Below are 17,564 nucleotides of genomic sequence, written 5' to 3'. Positions count from 1 at the left end.
TAAGATATATCGATTCACCGAAAAATCTTGATAATAATGATAACCTATCCATATTAGAAATGTAGCAATTCTCCTTCTCCCTTACTTTTCTAATATGATATTTACTTCTTTATTTCACCAAATGTAATTTTCATATTCGGAGCATATACTAAAGATGCATGTATATGAAACATTTCAAAAAATCGTAGTTCTGCTTCATATTGAGCGAGTGCATCAGCAAATGTTAAGCCCCGACTCATTAAACGGTCTATAAATTGTTGTTTTTCACCTGGATTACTAGCAATCCCCTCTTCTTTTAGAGAATTATATAATCCTTGCTTATCATTTTGATTTAAATTAGAATCTAAATAATTCACTTTATCACTTACTCTACATTCAATATTTTTAACACCTAATTCACTTAAATACATTGGTATTTTCATGCCAATATTGCCATCTCTACCACTTCTGTGTACATCTTCTTCAAATAACTTCTGCAAAACACCAAGCTGGATAATTTCCGATTGAATTAATCCGTCTAGCGTGTATGAGGACATATTAGAAATCCAATGTGGTTCAAAACAAATAACATGTCCGCCCTCCTTAATCGAATTTATCATTTTTTGCAACATTGCTTTGGGTGAATTCATATGTAATAAGAAGGCATGACAGATTGCTATATCATATTTATTTTCCAATTCAATTTCTGTAGCATCTCCTTCAATAAATTCTGATTCATATGGAAGCGAACGAAACAACTCTCTCGCTTCAGCTATTAATGCTTCCCCGCTATCAATGCCTGTATACTTTGATCCCTTTGGAAGCAATGGCAACAAAACTAAGCCTAAATAACCATATCCACAACCATAATCAACAATATGTACCGGTTCATAAATCTTCCAAACTGTATTTACTAAAAAACTTAAATAATCGTCATTGTAATATAAATCTCTCGTATTTTTTAAATATGTTAGTTTGCTGTTCCAATCATACTCTTTCAGGTCCAACACCTCCTTTTATATACAAAACTAAAGTTCTCCATTTAATAGTCACATTCCTACACTTCTAATAAAAATAGCTAGTATACCTTAAATGATACACTAACTTTTCCACTCGCATAATTTAACAATTACAATCAGTATAATCGGTACAAGCTAATGTACTGCAATCACAGTTTCTATGTTCGTCATTTCTTTTTAGGTGAAAATAGAGTAACACAATAAATATTGTACAAATAACAAAAGCAATTATTGCTTCTATATTTCTTTCATGAATGAGAAAACTAATCCCGCTTCCTCCTGAAATAAGAATTAGAACTGAGTAAATCCAAAACATGTAAAGTTCTCCTTCCGTTAATATATGCTTTTAGATGTTATCCATATAATGCTAGAGGCAATAAATAGCCCCATACCATTACCGCTTAATAAACCGGTCGTTACTCTTAGTAAATTTGTGCTGCTTCTCCATTTCCATTTTTGGGTGAATCCATCAATAAGTAACGGAATTTGAGCGGAAAATGATAGTATTATTGCAAGCAGAAACGAAGGTGTCATATAAAAATAAATTGGAAACATTAAAATACCGATAAGCATGCCTGTACAACGCGCACATAAAGGTATGTATTTTTGTAGTTTAAGGAAACTTCTTTCCGATCTTCTATGACAAGGAATTTGTAAAATAAAAGTTCGAATCAATATGAATCACCCTCTCTAAAAATATTTTAATTGATTTTGCAAAAAAATTATATATCCAATAAAAAAACAAACCAGGTTCATACTAGACCCGGTTTGTCAGTTTATTACTAAGTTCATAATAATTCTTTTCATATTTACATCTCCTCAGGTGCCTCCACCCCAAGTAAACGTAATCCCTCTTTTAATACAACCGTCACAGTGTAAGCTAATGCCAGTCTACTGTCTTTCTCTTCGCTCTCTTCCAATATACGAACATTTCCATAATATTTATTGAACGCTTGTGCTACATCTAATACGTATTTTGAAATAATAGATGGCTCATTTTTGTTGAAGGCTGCTTCAATTACTTGCGGGAATTTGTTGAGTAATTTTACTACACTCCAGCTGTAATCGTCTTTTAATGCAAAAGTACACGTTTCAAATTCCACACTTTCTTTTCTTAAAATTGAACAGGCACGCGCATGTGTGTACTGTACATACGGTCCTGTTTCTCCTTCAAATTTCAACATATTTTCTAATGAGAATTCGATATTATGCATACGCTCATTTTTTAAATCGTGGAAGATAACTGCTCCAATACCGACTTGTTTTGCCACTTCTTCTTTTTGTTTTAAATTCGGATTTTTCTCTTCAATATTTTGTTCCGCAAGCGCAACAGCTTCTTCTAACACTTCTTCCAATAAAATAATTCTGCCCTTACGTGTCGACATTTTCTTACCATCTTTTAATATGAACCCGAACGGTACATGTTCCATACCATCGACCCAGTCATAACCAAGCTTTTTTAATACAGTGAAAAATTGATTGAAATGTAAGCTTTGTTCTGGGCCTACAACATATACCGCTTTATCAAATTCGTATGTGTTTTGACGATACAATGCCGCTGTTAAATCACGCGTTGCGTAAATAGTTGCACCATCTGATTTTCTAATTAAGCATGGCGGCATACCTTCTTTTTCTAAATTAACGACTAATGCGCCTTCTGATTCTTCAAGTAAATCGTGCTCTTCTAAAATCCCAATAAAGTCTTCCATTTTATCGTTATAGAAAGCTTCTCCTTGAAAGTTTGTAAATTCCACACCGAGAAGTTCATAAATACGAGAAAATTCTTTTAAAGACTCATGACGGAACCAATTCCAAAGTTCGACTGCTTCTTCATTTCCTTCTTCTAGTTTTTTAAACCATGATCGTCCTTCTTCTTCTAGTTCTTTGTTCTCTTTTGCTTCTTCATGAAACTGAACATATAACTTAAATAACTCACGAATTGGATCCTCTTTAACAACTTCTTCATTTCCCCATTTTTTATATGCAGTAATTAACTTTCCAAACTGCGTGCCCCAATCGCCAATATAATTGATTCCGACAACTTCATACCCACATTTTTCGGCGATATGTTTCAGCGAATTACCAATCATTGTAGAACGTAAATGCCCCATTGAAAAAGGTTTCGCGATATTAGGAGAGGAATAATCGATAACTACCGTTTTTTCACATCCAAAGTGATTTTGACCGTACTCTTCTTTCTCCGCTAAAATCGTTTTTAATACTTTATCACTTACTGTTTCACGATTAAAAAAGACATTTACATAAGGACCCACAGCCTCTACTTTCGTAAAGAACGGATCATTTAATTTCTCCGCCAATTCCTTCGCTATAATAGCTGGTGATTTTTTATATTGCTTCGCTAGTGAAAAGCATGGGAACGCTGCATCTCCGAATTCATCTTGTTTTGGTGTTTCGATTAAATCTAAAATTTGATTTTTTGTTAATTCATTCGTAAAAATATTCGATAAACTTTTCGCAAACTGCGTTTTATAATTCATACTATAACCTCCTTATTTTTTAAAACACAAAAAACTCGTCTCTAAAAAAGAGACGAGTTTTAACCCGTGGTACCACCCTTGTTGTTCATTTCGAACCACTTTCCCGTTTATAACGAGGACAGGGGGCCTCGGCTTACTCTACTATTCGTTCAAGAAGCGTCTCCGAAGTGCGCTTCATCTTTTTCTTCTGCACTAGGCTCACACCATCCCTAGCTCGCTTTCCTTCTGAAAAAGATTACTCTCTTCATCACAGACAGTATATTTAATTAATTATTGCTTATTATACATCTTTTCAAACAATTAGCAAGGGTCAATTACACCAAAGTGAAACTTAGCACTTTTTCTTTTGTATACTTGAAAATTATGTTTTTCAAATCTAGAACTACGGAAATGATCTTTCAGAACGACACGCTTTCTCGCCACACGCTTCGCTTCCGCAATTGTTTCGTCAGTAATATCATGATACAAAGCGAAGTGTTTTAATCCTTTAATTCCATCTGATTCTATGACAGTTTCTTCAAACATCGGATCAAGGTAAACGACATCATAACTATTATCTTCACATTGTGTTAAAAATGCGTAATGCTCCGTTTGCTTCACATCGATTTGTTGCATTGCTTCATCAATTTCAGAAACGAATGAAGACCATGTTTGCAAGCCTTTTTTCATGATATAAGCCATATATTCGTTTCCTTCAAGCCCTGTTACTTTTCCGTTCTCACCAACGATATAACTAGCTACAATACTATCTGATGCCATACCGAGCGTACAATCTAATACTGTCATTCCGCTCTCTAATTTAGCTGCTTGTATAAATGGATCATGTTCTCCGCGCATTAACCTTTTCACACGAAACATCGCTGAGTTTGGATGAAAGAAAAACGACTCTTCCGTACCTTTTGGATAAATGGCTAATCGATTTTTCCCTACGACAAGTACATCTTGTTCATACTGCTCATGCAGTTTATGTACTGGTATGTCATTACGTTTAACGAAAGAAAGATTTAATTCTGCTGCTACCTTGTTTGCATAATCTTTCATTTCTTTATTTGTTCTTCCTGCTGTTGTTACTATCATTTTTTCACCTCTATATAAAGAAAAGAGGGAGATTCACTCTCCCCCTACTTTAGCAATTCTTTTCGAAAGCTTGTTCTAAGTTTGTAATAATTTCGTCCATTGTTGCGCCTTCAATTTCATGACGGTGAATGAAGTGAACAACTTCTTTTCCTTTTAGTAATGCCATAGATGGTGAAGATGGAGGAATTTCTCCGAAGTATTCACGCATTTTTACAGTAGCATCTTTATCTTGACCTGCAAATACAGTTACAAGATGATCAGGTTGTTTTTCAGCACGTACAACCGCTTGACCTGCTGATGGGCGTGCTAAACCAGCTGCACAACCACAAACAGAGTTTACAACTACTAAAGTTGTACCTGATGCATTCTCCATAAATTCTGTTACAGCTTCTTCTGTAGTTAACTCTTCAAATCCAGAACGCACTAACTCTTGGCGCATTGGAATTACCATTTGACGCATGTATTCTTCATATGCATTTGACATCTTGTATCTCTCCTTCAACTTTCATTCCAAATTTATCATATCACGCTCTATTAATAGGTGCAAAAGAAAGATAACGATGATTTCATTTTTTTGTAGGGATTTCACAAACCCCTTCACGACAGTGTCCAACTGGGACAAGTTTTCTATTGTTGGCAATATAATCGTATACTTTACTTCCAAATCCAAGTACGATAGATAGTTTTATAAAAGGTACTGCAAACCAATAAGATGGAACGGCCTTTGCTAATACGTTAATGCTATGAATTCCGTCATACCACTTATTATTTTTAAAAATATACAATCTTTGTTCCATCTTACTTTGTAATTTTTGAGAAAGTTCATACTTCTCAACTACATCTTCATCTCGAAATGAAACAAATTTCATCTTACCCTTTTTATCTAATCTTTTCGTACGTTCTGCAACCGCCGTACACATCGGGCACCAACTATCATAGAAAACAATCATAAACTATTCCCCTTTACGAGACTCCGTCATTTGCTTCCATACTGATCCTTTTGCTTCTTCGCCGCCTTCAATACGTTCTAAAGCTAAACGTGCTTGCATCGCCACTTCAAACTCCGGATCATCTTCTGCTGCTTTTAGTGCCGGAATTGCACTTTCATCACCAAGTTCAAATAAGAACATTGCTGCACGCCAGCGTACTAATTTACTTGAATCTTTCAGAGATTTAATCATAACGAACATCGCTGCTGGATCACCTACGTCTGATAAGCAATCTCCTGCTGTACGACGAACACTTACTGAACGATCTAATAACGCTTTATATAATAACGGCAATACTCCTTCACCTTTTACCATACCTAAATAAGCTGTTGCTAAACGGCGGATAGATACTTTCTCATCATCTAATGCCATTTTCAATACCATCATATCTTCTTCCGTTGGATCCATTTGTTCTAAAGCTGCAAAACGGTTTTTCCAGTCAGAATCTTTCATCATCTCTTCTGTTACTTTATATGGCTCACGCTTTTGAATCGTTACTTCAACAGCACCTGCCTGGTTTAATAATTCTTTAACCGTTTCATTTACACGTCCTTCTGAATAAGCAGCAATAATTTCTTCTACTACTTCTTTCCCGATTTCTTCAAAATTACCGTAACGTGTACTTTGCTCTACCCACTTACGCTCTTTCACAACGTTAGGTGCAGACATTTGCACTTTCATAATTGATTCTTTAAAACGATCAGGTAAACCAACACGCTCTTCTGAGGTTCCATCTGTTAACTTCACTTGCATCGGAATTGTAAAGAACATTTGAACAAACACTTTCACTTCTCCAAAATGAGAAAGTTGTTGTTCTTCGCTTTCTTCCACTATTTCTTCACCGAAAACAGCACGAACTTGTTGTAATAAAACTTTCCAGTCATACTTCGCATTTCGCTCCACTGCTAAAAAGTCTGCAACATGATACACACCTTTAATGCCTTCAATCTTCAAAATTTCTTGCACTTGCACTGGTGCTTGTTCTTTATTTTCATTTGTATAATTATTACGCGCTCCTGATGGTAATACTTCATTCAAAATAACTTTCATTGTATTTGGACTTGGCGTCGGTTCAATTGCTTTAATCTTCACGTAAAAAACTCTCCTTTATTGCGTGTTCTTAGCTGTATTGTAACATGTTATCCCTCTATACTCCTACTCGGATGCTTAATTTTACTAATTCCTCTTCTACATTTTTAGAATTTCAATTATTTCTATTTTCACCTAATCGTTCCGGAACTATAGTTAAAAGTCTAATTGACAATAACAAAAAAAGGTATTAATCTTAACTCATAAAATGACCATGGTCATTTTATGAGTTAAGTCACTTAATTGTGGAGGGATAACAAATGAATAATTTCATGGTTATAGGTGGTGGTATTGCTGGTCTTTGTGTAGCAATTTCCTTACAAAAAATAGGATTAGATGTAAAAGTATATGACAAAAATATTGAAACTACTGTTGCTGGTGCAGGTATTATCATTGCCCCAAATGCGATGCAAGCACTTGAACCATACGGAATTTCTGAGCAAATAAAAAAATTTGGCAACGAAAGTGACGGTTTTAACCTTGTATCCGAAAAAGGAACTATATTTAGTAAATTGACCATTCCAGCTTGTTATCCAAAAATGTACTCCATTCATAGAAAAGATTTACATCAATTGCTACTTTCCGAACTACAAGAAGGTACTGTCGAATGGGGAAAAGAGTGCGTAAAAATAGAACAAAATGAAGAAAACGCCTTAAAAATATTATTTCAAGATGGTAGTGAAGCACTCGGCAATATACTCATTGCTGCAGATGGTATTCATTCTGTCGTTCGAAAACAAGTAACACAAAGTGACGGTTATCGTTATGCCGGTTATACGTGTTGGCGCGGCGTAACTCCAGCTCATAGTCTATCTTTAACAAACGATTTTATTGAAACTTGGGGAACAAACGGTAGATTTGGTATCGTCCCTCTCCCAAACAACGAAGTATACTGGTATGCGCTCATAAACGCTAAAGCTAGAGATCCCAAATACAAGGATTACACAACAGCAGATTTGTATAATCATTTCAAAACTTACCATAACCCCATCCCATCTATTTTAAATAACGCCTCTGACATTGATATGATTCATCGTGATATTGTAGACATTATTCCAATGAAACAGTTTTTTGACAAACGCATCGTCTTTATTGGGGATGCTGCCCATGCACTTACACCTAATTTAGGCCAAGGGGCTTGTCAGGCAATTGAAGATTCTATTATTCTTGCTGAATGCATCAAAAATAATGCCCACTATCGCCAAGCATTTATAGAATACGAACAAAAAAGACGAGAAAGAATTGAAAAAATCTCAAACACTGCGTGGAAAGTTGGAAAAATGGCGCAAATAGAAAGTAAACCTTTAACTATACTAAGAAACCAAGCAATGAAACATATTCCGAAATGGATTTCTGATAGGCAAGCACATGAACTATACAGTTTTCATTTATGACAAACTCCAACGAAAAGTATGAACGGAATTCTCTCTATCCTTCTTTCAATTGTATTAAACAGTAAAATTAGGAGGCATGAAATAAGATTTCATTTGAGATACTCTAATAAACAGATATAATTGTTTGTATTAGGAGTCGATTATATGCTTAGAGAAACGAGAAAAAAAGAATTAAAAGAACTTATATTCCTAAAAGCAGTACAGCTCTTTCAAGAACGTGGGTACGAAAATGTAACGGTTCAAGATATTACTACTGCATGTGGGATTGCAAAAGGAACTTTCTTCAACTACTTTCCGAAAAAAGAAAACATATTATTATTTTTAGGTGATTCTCAAATTGAACTATGGAATGAAAGTTTAAAAACGTATGAAAATGTGGAACATCCAAAAGAACGAATCAAACTTGTTTTAGGAGACTTACTAGATCGCTTTACTGGACATGGAGAATTAATGAAGCATGCTGTTTTTGAAATTATTAAATCTAACTACTTAGTAGAAAATGAATTAAAAAGTATACAACAGCTACAAGAAAGTTTGTCTTCAATTATTACAGCAGCGAAAGAAACAGGAAAATTAAACAGTCAATGGGATATAAATATTATCACTTCTACTATTATGAGTACTTATTTTTATACACTCATGTCCCAATCCCTATTAAATTCTAATGAAACAAATGCAAAAAATATACTCAATCAACAGTTAGATGTTGTTTGGGAAGGTATCAATCAAAAATAATAGAGGGCTATGCTACAAAGCCCTCTTAACTTTTAATACTCTTTACATCTTATTGCGATGCCCCCTCCCTCCTTCTCTCCAGAAATGTAATGCTCTCAATCAGAACTTCAGTTCTATATACTCTCTTTCCTTGTTCATCATCGTAATTACTCGTATGAATACGCCCTGTAATCCCAACAAGTGAGCCTTTCGTACAATATTCTGTTACATTTTCAGCCGACCTTCTCCATACAACACAATTAATAAAATCTACTTGTTGCTCACCTAAACTATTTCGAAAACCTCTATTCACCGCAACACATATTCGTGCATAAGCGACACCTTGTTTTGTGTAGTATAATTCTGGCTCCTTTGTCAATCTACCGATTAATACAACCCGATTCATCATAAGTTATACCACCTCACATATTTTTCTTCATTGTAAAGAAAAATGTTGGAAGGGTAAAAAGCGCAAAATGATATGTTTGTAAGCAAAAATTATTACTTTATATCTTACAAATCAAAAAAAGAAACCCTACATAGTTTAAACATGTAAGGTTTCCAAAAATATTATACTTCACTGCAAGATATGTAATATCCTCCGCGGGCCATCTTTATTTCAGCGCGGTACATTACATTTTCTAAGTAGAAAGTAATCGGTTTAACTTTACTCTCAATTTTTAATTGTTCATTACATTTAGCCGCATAGCTTTCAATAGCTGAACGAATAACTTCTGCTGATGGATATGTTAAAGCGTCATCTAGTTCTATGAAAAAACTTTTAGAAAATAGTTTTTTCATAATCCCTTTTTCTCTTTCATCATATTCCATCCCCCTTCAATTTAAGTCGCCAACATCCATATTTTCAATTTATCTTTAAAAATAAAAAAACCTGCACATTTCATGCAGGATTTTTTATTAGTCATTTTTCGTAAAGTAAGAAACGAAACGAAGAATTTCTAAGTATAACCATACTAGCGTCATCATTAGACCCATTGCACTGTACCATTCCATATATTTTGGAGCTTGGCTACGTGCACCATTTTCGATTAAATCGAAATCTAGTAATAAATTTAATGCAGCAACTACAATAATAACTGCACTAATGATCATACCAATTGTTCCACCTTGGTGAATATATGGAACAGAAACACCGAACATGTTTAATAAGAATACGATTAAATACATAACCATAATTCCCATTGTTGCTGCCATAACACCTGTGCGGAATTTATCAGTTACCTTCACTACGCGTGTTGCATATAAAACTAACATCGCAAATAGAATTGAGATTGTTAGTAATACAGCGTTTAAAACGATAGAATCCTGAAATTTCATTGCATAAACTGCTGAAATACTTCCTAACACTACCCCTTCTACTGCCGCATAAATCGGTGCACCAATTGGTGATATGCGCGGGAAGAAGATAGATGCAAATGCAACGATTGCCGCAATAACTAAAGCACCAATTAATACTGGCATTTTCATCGTACCTTGCGTCATCTGTATGTATGAATAGACAGACGTTGCAAGCAGCAAGATAAGCATGATAAACGTTTTGCCTACTGTTCCGCCAATAGTCATCGCAGAAGTATTTGCTCCCTCTTTACGGAATGCCTCTTTTTTCAACATTGGATTAGATGTTCTCATTTTTTCCCTCCTAAAATAGGTTCTACCAATAGTGTAAAGTTTTTCTCTTTACTTTTCAATATATGCAGCTTGTTTTTATTTTAATCCTTCAACGATGTCGGATAGTTCACTCCATCGTTCCATCGTTTTTTCTAGCTCTTCTTCTATCTTCTGCCCTGCTTCAGATAATTCTTGGGCCTTTGTGAAGTCAGATCCAACATTCGTAAGTTCTTCTCCAATTGATTCAAGTTTCTCTTCTAGTTGTGCAATTGTATCTTCAATTGTTTCCCATTCACGCTGCTCATTGTAAGAAAGTTTACGTTTACGTTGTTGTTTCGGAGCCTCTTCTACTACTTTTTTCTCCTTTTGAACTTCTGCTTTCTCAATGAGTTCTCTCGTTTTTTCCATTTCTAAATACTCTGTATAACTACCTAGGAATTCACGCACTTCGCCTTCGCCAGTAAAGATGAACAATTCATCTACTACTTTATCTAAGAAGTAACGGTCATGCGATACAGTTAAAACGACACCTGGGAAATCTTCTAAATAATCTTCTAGCACTGTTAATGTTTGTGTGTCTAAATCATTCGTAGGCTCATCAAGTAATAGTACGTTTGGTTCTCCCATTAAAATACGCAATAAATATAACCGTCTTCTTTCGCCACCAGATAGTTTACCAAGCGTTGTTCCATGTGAATGCGGTAGGAATAAGAAACGTTCTAACATTTGAGATGCGCCAATTACTTTTCCGTCTGTCGTATGAATAACTTCCGCAATTTCTTTAATGTATTCAATCATACGCTGGTTTAAATTCATCTCTTCATTTTCTTGCGTATAATAGGCAACTTTTACAGTTTGTCCTACTTCAATTTCACCACTATCAGGAGAGAATTTTCCTGCAAGCATATTTAATAGTGATGATTTTCCGCTTCCATTTGCTCCGATGATTCCGATACGATCACCAGGCTTCACAATATGATTAAAGTTATGTAATACTGTTTTATCACCAAATTTTTTCGTTACATCTTTTAATTCAAGTACTTTCTTTCCTAAACGACTTCCACTTAGTGCAATATCAACTGATTGCTTCGCTGCTGGTCCTTCTTGTCCCTTCAGCTCATCAAAACGCTGAATACGCGCCTTTTGTTTCGTAGAACGGGCTTTTGCACCACGGCGAATCCAAGCAAGTTCACGACGATATAAATTTTGGCGTTTTGATTCTTGTGCCGATTCTTGCTCTTCACGAAGTGCTTTCGCTTCTAAAAATGTACTGTAGTTTCCTTCGTAGCTATACAGTTTACCGTTATCTAATTCAAAAATACGGTTTGTCACACGATCTAAGAAATAACGATCATGGGTTACAAGTAATACCGCACCTGTATATCTTGCTAAATATTCTTCTAACCATTCAACTGTCTCATGGTCAAGATGGTTCGTAGGCTCATCCAAAATTAATAAATCAGGTGTTTCAATAAAACATTGCGCCATTGCAATACGCTTTTTTTGTCCACCAGATAGGTTTCCAACAGTTGCTGTAAAATCAGTAATTCCTAATTTCGTTAATAATGATTTTGCATTCGCATTTGCTTCCCATGCACTCATCGCATCCATACGTTGCTGCACTGCAAATAATTGTTCCTGTACTTTTTCATTACTTGGATCTTTTTCGATATTTAATAACGATTGTTCATAATCACGAAGAAGACGAATTAAAGGTGTATCACCATGGAACACTTGCTCTAATACTGTTAGTTTTTCATCAAACTCTGGTTGCTGTGATAAATAACTAATTGTATATCCGCGTGAATGCGTCATATCACCTGTATCAGGAGTTTCTAATCCTGCAATAATTTTTAATAACGTTGATTTACCAGTGCCGTTAACACCGATAATTCCGACACGTTGTCCTTCTGTAATACTACATGATAATCCATCAAATAACGGTTTTTCTCCGTATGATTTCGATAAGTTCTCCACAGTTAACATTTTCATATTTGTGCATTCCACTCTTTCATAAATTGTTCAATAAACTGTTCCATATAACGATGACGAACTTCAGCCTCTTGTTTTGCTGCGTTCGTGTTCATTAAATCTTTTAGTTTTAAAAGCTTTTCATAAAAATGATTTAAAGATGGATCATTATTTTTTCTATATTCATCTTTCGTCATCACTTCTCGAGGAGGGATAGTTGGATCATACATTAATCTCCCTTTCGCTCCTCCGTATGCAAACGTTCGAGCTATTCCAATTGCACCAAGAGCATCTAAACGATCCGCATCTTGAACAATTCTACCTTCAAGTGACTCAACTGTGCCACCATGACCGCCCTTATAAGACATATTGGCGATGATATGAAGAACATGCTTACTTTCATCTTCTTCAACACGTAACTCTTCTAACCAATCAGAAACTTTTTTCATTCCTGCTTCTTCACTCTCATTTAACTTCTCATCTGCTACATCGTGAAGTAATGCTGCCATTTCAATTATAAAACGATTTCCCCCTTCTTGCTCGGATAAAGAAATCGCCAATTTATGTACGCGTTCAATATGATACCAATCATGCCCACTCGCATCTTTTTCTAAAATATGCTTTACGAAAGTTATTGTTTTTTGTATTTTTTCTTGTTTTATCATTTTATCTTCACCCAGTTACTTATTGTAACACGCCCGCATTTTTTCATCACATATTTTCTTGTCCGCCCATACACTAGGTGGTAGGCATCATTATGAAGGAGGAATAAAAATGTTCTATAATAACCAACCACCTTACCCACAACAACCTCTTTATCCTCAACATCAGGAACAAAGATATGCTGGACAATATGAGGAGCAAGAGACACAACATCAAGAGCCACAATACGAACAAAATCCATACGCAACACCGCAAAATCAAGAAACTGAATATCCTCAAAACCCTTATGACACACGTCCAAATTATGAATATCCTCAAAATCCATACGTAGCACAACCTAGCCAAGAACCTCAATTTCAAGGTACTCCATACGAGACGCAACCACAATATCAACAAAATCCATACCAACAACAAATGTATCAACCAAACTATGACGCACGTGTCTCACCACCTAAACCACCAACAATTGATCCGACGCAACCACAAATTTTACCACCTGGGCCGACTTTAGATATTACACAACCACAAATTTTACCACCTGGACCTATTACAGAACCAACGCAACAACAAATCCAACAAGTTGTCGGTACACAATTTTTACCTTTAAAGAAACCTGTACTTGATTTCGTAAAACCTTGGGTAGATTACGGCTTGAATGAAGCGAAACATACATCACACAAACATGCTTTAACAGAAGTTGCTGCGATTATGTTCTTAGTTGGTAAAGGATTCAACCCAACGATTGCTCATTATATTGTAGAATCTTGGGAGAAGAATGAGCAGTTTTAGGGTTGTTCATTTCATGTTATATAAAACTATAAAAGCATCGAAAATGCCTGTTATACAAGCATTTTCGATGCTTTTTTGTTATATTATATTCTATTCAAAAAAAAGAGTTTCATATTTTTTCATGTGTTTTTATATTATTTGTGAGCAAAATGTGAGCAAATAATATCCTTTTTTCTTTTTCTCTCATAATTTAAATTGGGAATGGGAGGAAAGAAATGGTTCAAATCAAAGTAACACCTGAAATGCTAGAAGAAGTTGCTAATCATGCAAGTAATACCAGAATCGCATTAGAATCTATACATAATAATTTATGTAATGAAATTGATCATTTGTGTTTTCAATGGATTGGTGCCTCTAATCAACAGTTCATTCAAATGTTCAATGAAGCGAGACCAAAAGCTTTTACATCTATCAATTCAATTATACAAGTGGAAGAGGATTTGAAACGAATTGCCGAAAAATTCCGTAACGCAGATAATCAAGATGTTACAATGGAAGAAGGTGCAATGTGTGGTAAACCTTCTTCGGAGGAAAAAGGATTTGATGGTAAAAAATTAGCTAGAGATATAGCTGGTGAAATAAGTGGTGAGTATGATATTAAAAGAGCGTGGGATGGAGTTGATCCATCTACTGGCGAAAAACTTTCAACCTAGGATAGAATTTTTGCAGGTGGAATGGCAGTAGCTGGTCTTACACCTGTCGGGAAACTTGCTAAAGTGGGAAAAGGCGTTTAGATGACGCATGCTGCAGTAGAAAGTAAAAATCTTTTACGAGGAGAGGATTACTTAAAATCAGCAACACGACCAAACGGCATTGGTAAACCGCATATTGGTGAGAATGGAAACTTAATCCCAGCAAATAAAGAAGGGATGTATAAGGGCCGACAAGTAACTGTCACTGAACATATCTTAGGTGGATATCGAAGGGGAGCAAAACATAATAGCCCTTATACTAGTTTCTCAATAAATCCTGAAGTTGCAAGCAATTATGGTAAAAATATTATTGATATTGACTTACCTGCTTTAAATAACCCTAAAAACCAAGAACTTATTCAAAACTGGTTAAATAATTCACGTAATAATCGGCCCTTAGCCTTACCCTATAGTGGTAATGAAATAATTGGTAGAGGAATTCAAAGAGGTTCTACGACAATTGAGGAAATGACCAATGCTAAAATTATTTTAAAGAAAGATGCAAACGGAAAATTTATTTTAACTGGCTATCCAAATTAATAAATAGGAGGATAAATATGTTATTAAAACACAATCCAGAAGATGAAATTTATCAATTCCTAGCAGGAAACTTTCATCAAGATTCTTTCTATGAAGAGGTAATTCAAGAACTAATAGAAGAGGAAAACAAAGAATATATACAAGATGCTATTATTTTCTTAACTTAATTTATTCAAAGTGATTACAGTAACGAAGAAAAAAATAGATATATAAAAGAAGCTGCAGATGGAATATATTTTGAGGGATTAAAAGTAACACCTTTAGAATGGTTAGAACAAACCGTTGATTTATTAAAAAAAAGATACAAAATGCAATGCTACCCAAAAGCCGTCTCTACTAAAGGAAACGGCTTTTATCTTACTTCACAAACATATAGACTTCATTTACTGTTACGTTGTATATTTTCCTTTCCATATGGGGCTACCGTATAACAAATATACATTCAATAGTTAGTGAGGTGATAATGACAAATTGTTCAAAGTTATTTGTTATTATCACCCATTAATTTTAAACTTTAATCCTTCATCTACTATGTTCTTCTAATACAGAAATAGAATCTAAAAAAGGAAATCGAAATAACTACCTTTTTTATTTTATAAGTTGTAAAGCTTTCATGTAAGGTAAAACCTGGTGATAGCAGTTCACTTGCCCCTGGAGGAGGCCTAGCTGCACATGAGGCTAGAGGTGGACATTTACTAGAAAGACATGTAGGTAAAACGGATGAAGAACTATTGCAAAGATTAGAAAGTAATTCTACAATAACAGGTGCGTCCACCTTTGCCGATAGAGCTACGGCTGAAAAAATAACAAATGAAGTTTTAAGCAACCCGCAAAATACGGAAAAAATAAACAGATGGTTAAATAACCCTAACAGCAGGCCAACCTTACCGTTAAGATACCAAAGTACAGATATTACTGGTAGGCATGTTGCTAGAGGATCAGAAATTATCTCAGAAGTAACAAATGCAAAAATTGTTTTAAAAAAGACAGAGATGGTAGTTTTATTATTACAGGATATCCAGAAAGATAGATGAGAGTTTACATGAAAGATAAATACACACAATATGAAGAATTAGGTGGTTTTTTAGCAGGAACTTTCCATCAAGATATTGAATCACTCGAATTCGCCATAAACGAATTTATCACTGAAGTTACTAATATATGTTTAGAGAATACGATTGAAGACATTACATCATTCCTACAAAGTGGTTTAACTGTTCATGAAAAAGAAGAGTTCATTAAATATAATGCCGAAATTTATTTTCCTGCTTTAAACCTTACCCCTATAGAATGGCTAGAGCAAATAGTTGACCTCTTAAATAGAGCATTAAAAAATAAATAGTAAGAACGATTTTCGACCGCCCTTTACAGGTGGTCTTTTACTTTTTCTACTTCATATATACAAAAGCTTCATTTGTCGTAACATAGTATATTTCCCCCTTTTCTATTGTGTACTTTATATTGTAGCGGATCGTTTACATTTACTTTTTATCCCTTATGGCGATAATTTTAATGACCAATAAATAACCTAGCGACTACTTACAATATCCTCAAACAGGAAATGGATTTGTAATGTCCGAAAACGGACGGATTATTCCAGAATATGAATCTTAGAACCAAAAAACGGAGCGGAAATCTACACGATAATTAATGGTGAAGAAAAATTAGTAGGAGTATATCGCGAAAGATACCAGCGTTTTATTCCAGCAACAACAAAATAATTTTGTTTTTAAATGTTTATTTTCTAATCGTAGCTGTTCCAATTCATTTAGCTCTTTTGGCCCTTTTCTATAAGAATATTGTTTTCCTAAAGGTTGTTGAAAACGATAAGTTTGACCTGTACGATACCATTTCATCCATGTCTTAATTTGGGAAACATTTTTAATTTCGAGTATCTCCATAATGGTACGATTTGAATAACCATCCTTTTTCATCTCAATCACTTTCCACTTTATTTCTTCTGGATAATGAACTCTTGTCTTCAAACGAAAAACACCTCCATTGAATTTGCATACTTAGTATGCGAATTCAGGAGGTGTTTTTCTCATGTACCACTATTCGGGTTCACTTCAAAAGTGAGAGTGGTCTTGTTATTGCTTTATCTAGCGACCTTTTCAAATCCCCTTATATTAATGCTCGCTATTAAGACCTTCTCCTTCTAGGACCTACAATTAATTTGATTGCTGTTCTTTCTTGATTATCGATAGTAACCTCTTGAAATGCTGGAACAAGAACCAAGTCAATGCCACTTGGAGCTACAAAACCTCTTGCAATCGCAATTGCTTTAATCGCTTGATTTAAAGAACCAGCTCCAATCACTTGGATTTCTACTTTGCCACTTGCTCTTAGTACGCCCGCTATTGCACCTGCCACTGAATTCGGACTTGATTTTGAGGATACCTTTAATATATTTTCCATGTAAGTTGCTCCCTCTATTATTTAATCTCTCTTTTCTTACTGTTTGAAATATAACTAACGTATCTTTAACTACTATTCGAAATAAATACAAACAATTCTGTAT

At 34.8% G+C, this 17,564-nt stretch carries 16 protein-coding genes, 5 pseudogenes and 1 other annotated feature; of the genes and pseudogenes, 7 read left to right on the top strand and 14 right to left on the bottom strand.

What is annotated here, in order from left to right:
- Window positions 1–101: 101 nt before the first annotated feature.
- From JFU54_RS26725 to JFU54_RS26695, 7 genes are all read right to left on the bottom strand, one after another.
- Window positions 102–980: a class I SAM-dependent methyltransferase gene (locus JFU54_RS26725; RefSeq protein WP_201067320.1), complete on the bottom strand. Its 879-nt coding sequence runs from the start codon at window positions 978–980 to the stop codon at window positions 102–104.
- A gap of 351 nt (window positions 981–1,331) precedes the next feature.
- A complete protein-coding gene (locus tag JFU54_RS26720) occupies window positions 1,332–1,673 on the bottom strand; it encodes a DUF2085 domain-containing protein (protein WP_002127167.1) in 342 nt (113 codons plus the stop codon).
- 134 nt (window positions 1,674–1,807) lie between these two features.
- Window positions 1,808–3,496, bottom strand: coding sequence for an arginine--tRNA ligase (gene argS / locus JFU54_RS26715; RefSeq protein WP_201067105.1), 1,689 nt, complete (start codon window positions 3,494–3,496; stop codon window positions 1,808–1,810).
- A 45-nt stretch (window positions 3,497–3,541) separates the two neighbouring features.
- Window positions 3,542–3,756, bottom strand: a binding site (T-box leader).
- A 40-nt stretch (window positions 3,757–3,796) separates the two neighbouring features.
- Complete coding sequence (locus tag JFU54_RS26710; RefSeq protein ID WP_201067099.1) at window positions 3,797–4,573, bottom strand: class I SAM-dependent methyltransferase; 777 nt, start codon at window positions 4,571–4,573, stop codon at window positions 3,797–3,799.
- Window positions 4,574–4,622: 49 nt separating this feature from the next.
- Window positions 4,623–5,057 (bottom strand): BrxA/BrxB family bacilliredoxin, encoded by a 435-nt coding sequence (locus tag JFU54_RS26705; RefSeq protein WP_002012568.1) that lies wholly within the window; start codon window positions 5,055–5,057, stop codon window positions 4,623–4,625.
- An 82-nt stretch (window positions 5,058–5,139) separates the two neighbouring features.
- Entirely contained in the window at window positions 5,140–5,523 is a 384-nt protein-coding gene (locus JFU54_RS26700; protein ID WP_201067091.1) for a thiol-disulfide oxidoreductase DCC family protein, read from the bottom strand.
- A gap of 3 nt (window positions 5,524–5,526) precedes the next feature.
- Window positions 5,527–6,654 (bottom strand): conserved virulence factor C family protein, encoded by a 1,128-nt coding sequence (locus JFU54_RS26695; protein WP_201067089.1) that lies wholly within the window; start codon window positions 6,652–6,654, stop codon window positions 5,527–5,529.
- A 257-nt stretch (window positions 6,655–6,911) separates the two neighbouring features.
- Here JFU54_RS26695 and JFU54_RS26690 point away from each other — a divergent pair, with 257 nt between their 5' ends.
- Together JFU54_RS26690 and JFU54_RS26685 are read left to right on the top strand one after the other, a co-directional pair.
- A complete protein-coding gene (locus tag JFU54_RS26690; RefSeq protein WP_201067086.1) occupies window positions 6,912–8,045 on the top strand; it encodes an FAD-dependent monooxygenase in 1,134 nt (377 codons plus the stop codon).
- Between the two features lie 144 nt (window positions 8,046–8,189).
- Window positions 8,190–8,780: a TetR/AcrR family transcriptional regulator gene (locus JFU54_RS26685; RefSeq protein WP_002136037.1), complete on the top strand. Its 591-nt coding sequence runs from the start codon at window positions 8,190–8,192 to the stop codon at window positions 8,778–8,780.
- A gap of 49 nt (window positions 8,781–8,829) precedes the next feature.
- On the opposite strand, the gene JFU54_RS26680 is transcribed toward JFU54_RS26685, so the two are convergent.
- From JFU54_RS26680 to JFU54_RS26660, 5 genes and pseudogenes are all read right to left on the bottom strand, one after another.
- Window positions 8,830–9,168, bottom strand: coding sequence for a single-stranded DNA-binding protein (locus tag JFU54_RS26680; RefSeq protein WP_002141572.1), 339 nt, complete (start codon window positions 9,166–9,168; stop codon window positions 8,830–8,832).
- A gap of 161 nt (window positions 9,169–9,329) precedes the next feature.
- Window positions 9,330–9,583, bottom strand: a pseudogene (locus JFU54_RS26675) (DUF4318 domain-containing protein).
- 94 nt (window positions 9,584–9,677) lie between these two features.
- On the bottom strand, window positions 9,678–10,409 hold the full coding sequence (locus JFU54_RS26670) for a Bax inhibitor-1/YccA family protein (RefSeq protein ID WP_002127140.1): 732 nt from the start codon (window positions 10,407–10,409) through the stop codon (window positions 9,678–9,680).
- Between the two features lie 75 nt (window positions 10,410–10,484).
- Window positions 10,485–12,380, bottom strand: a complete 1,896-nt coding sequence (locus JFU54_RS26665) for an ABC-F family ATP-binding cassette domain-containing protein (RefSeq protein WP_002127139.1) — start codon at window positions 12,378–12,380, stop codon at window positions 10,485–10,487.
- Window positions 12,377–13,024 carry an HD domain-containing protein gene (locus tag JFU54_RS26660; RefSeq protein ID WP_002012557.1) on the bottom strand — a complete coding sequence of 216 codons (648 nt, stop codon included), beginning with the start codon at window positions 13,022–13,024 and terminating at the stop codon, window positions 12,377–12,379. The genes JFU54_RS26665 and JFU54_RS26660 overlap by 4 nt, the downstream gene beginning before the upstream one ends.
- A gap of 109 nt (window positions 13,025–13,133) precedes the next feature.
- Here JFU54_RS26660 and JFU54_RS26655 point away from each other — a divergent pair, with 109 nt between their 5' ends.
- The 5 genes and pseudogenes from JFU54_RS26655 (at window position 13,134) to JFU54_RS26630 (ending at window position 16,385) form a co-directional block, all read left to right on the top strand.
- On the top strand, window positions 13,134–13,811 hold the full coding sequence (locus JFU54_RS26655; protein ID WP_201067080.1) for a hypothetical protein: 678 nt from the start codon (window positions 13,134–13,136) through the stop codon (window positions 13,809–13,811).
- Window positions 13,812–14,026: 215 nt separating this feature from the next.
- A pseudogene (locus JFU54_RS29925) lies at window positions 14,027–15,043 on the top strand (WXG100 family type VII secretion target).
- Window positions 15,044–15,060: 17 nt separating this feature from the next.
- A pseudogene (locus JFU54_RS26640) lies at window positions 15,061–15,345 on the top strand (contact-dependent growth inhibition system immunity protein); the annotation flags it as partial.
- Window positions 15,346–15,663: 318 nt separating this feature from the next.
- Window positions 15,664–16,073 (top strand): annotated as a pseudogene (locus JFU54_RS26635) (RNase A-like domain-containing protein); the annotation flags it as partial.
- 12 nt (window positions 16,074–16,085) lie between these two features.
- Entirely contained in the window at window positions 16,086–16,385 is a 300-nt protein-coding gene (locus tag JFU54_RS26630) for a contact-dependent growth inhibition system immunity protein (protein ID WP_201067078.1), read from the top strand.
- 370 nt (window positions 16,386–16,755) lie between these two features.
- On the opposite strand, the pseudogene JFU54_RS26625 reads toward JFU54_RS26630, so the two are convergent.
- Window positions 16,756–17,028 (bottom strand): annotated as a pseudogene (locus JFU54_RS26625) (IS3-like element ISBt2 family transposase); the annotation flags it as partial.
- A 157-nt stretch (window positions 17,029–17,185) separates the two neighbouring features.
- Window positions 17,186–17,461, bottom strand: coding sequence for a stage V sporulation protein S (locus JFU54_RS26620; protein ID WP_002035358.1), 276 nt, complete (start codon window positions 17,459–17,461; stop codon window positions 17,186–17,188).
- Window positions 17,462–17,564: the final 103 nt, after the last annotated feature.

This window comes from Bacillus sp. TH19, assembly GCF_016651075.1.
Taxonomy (GTDB): Bacteria; Bacillota; Bacilli; order Bacillales; family Bacillaceae_G; genus Bacillus_A; species Bacillus_A mycoides.
Note: the sequence above shows the minus strand (reverse complement) of the source record. Positions and strands in the feature narration are given on the sequence as shown.

Excerpts from the sequence above, each read along its gene's own strand:
- JFU54_RS26655 (WP_201067080.1), top strand. The coding sequence starts at position 13,134 with ATGTTCTATAATAACCAACCACCTTACCCACAACAACCTCTTTATCCT.
- JFU54_RS26620 (WP_002035358.1), bottom strand. The coding sequence starts at position 17,461 with ATGGAAAATATATTAAAGGTATCCTCAAAATCAAGTCCGAATTCAGTG.
- JFU54_RS26630 (WP_201067078.1), top strand. The coding sequence starts at position 16,086 with ATGAAAGATAAATACACACAATATGAAGAATTAGGTGGTTTTTTAGCA.
- argS (WP_201067105.1), bottom strand. The coding sequence starts at position 3,496 with ATGAATTATAAAACGCAGTTTGCGAAAAGTTTATCGAATATTTTTACG.
- JFU54_RS26670 (WP_002127140.1), bottom strand. The coding sequence starts at position 10,409 with ATGAGAACATCTAATCCAATGTTGAAAAAAGAGGCATTCCGTAAAGAG.
- JFU54_RS26660 (WP_002012557.1), bottom strand. The coding sequence starts at position 13,024 with ATGATAAAACAAGAAAAAATACAAAAAACAATAACTTTCGTAAAGCAT.
- JFU54_RS26665 (WP_002127139.1), bottom strand. The coding sequence starts at position 12,380 with ATGAAAATGTTAACTGTGGAGAACTTATCGAAATCATACGGAGAAAAA.
- JFU54_RS26685 (WP_002136037.1), top strand. The coding sequence starts at position 8,190 with ATGCTTAGAGAAACGAGAAAAAAAGAATTAAAAGAACTTATATTCCTA.
- JFU54_RS26710 (WP_201067099.1), bottom strand. The coding sequence starts at position 4,573 with ATGATAGTAACAACAGCAGGAAGAACAAATAAAGAAATGAAAGATTAT.
- JFU54_RS26680 (WP_002141572.1), bottom strand. The coding sequence starts at position 9,168 with ATGATGAATCGGGTTGTATTAATCGGTAGATTGACAAAGGAGCCAGAA.
- JFU54_RS26705 (WP_002012568.1), bottom strand. The coding sequence starts at position 5,057 with ATGTCAAATGCATATGAAGAATACATGCGTCAAATGGTAATTCCAATG.
- JFU54_RS26690 (WP_201067086.1), top strand. The coding sequence starts at position 6,912 with ATGAATAATTTCATGGTTATAGGTGGTGGTATTGCTGGTCTTTGTGTA.
- JFU54_RS26700 (WP_201067091.1), bottom strand. The coding sequence starts at position 5,523 with ATGATTGTTTTCTATGATAGTTGGTGCCCGATGTGTACGGCGGTTGCA.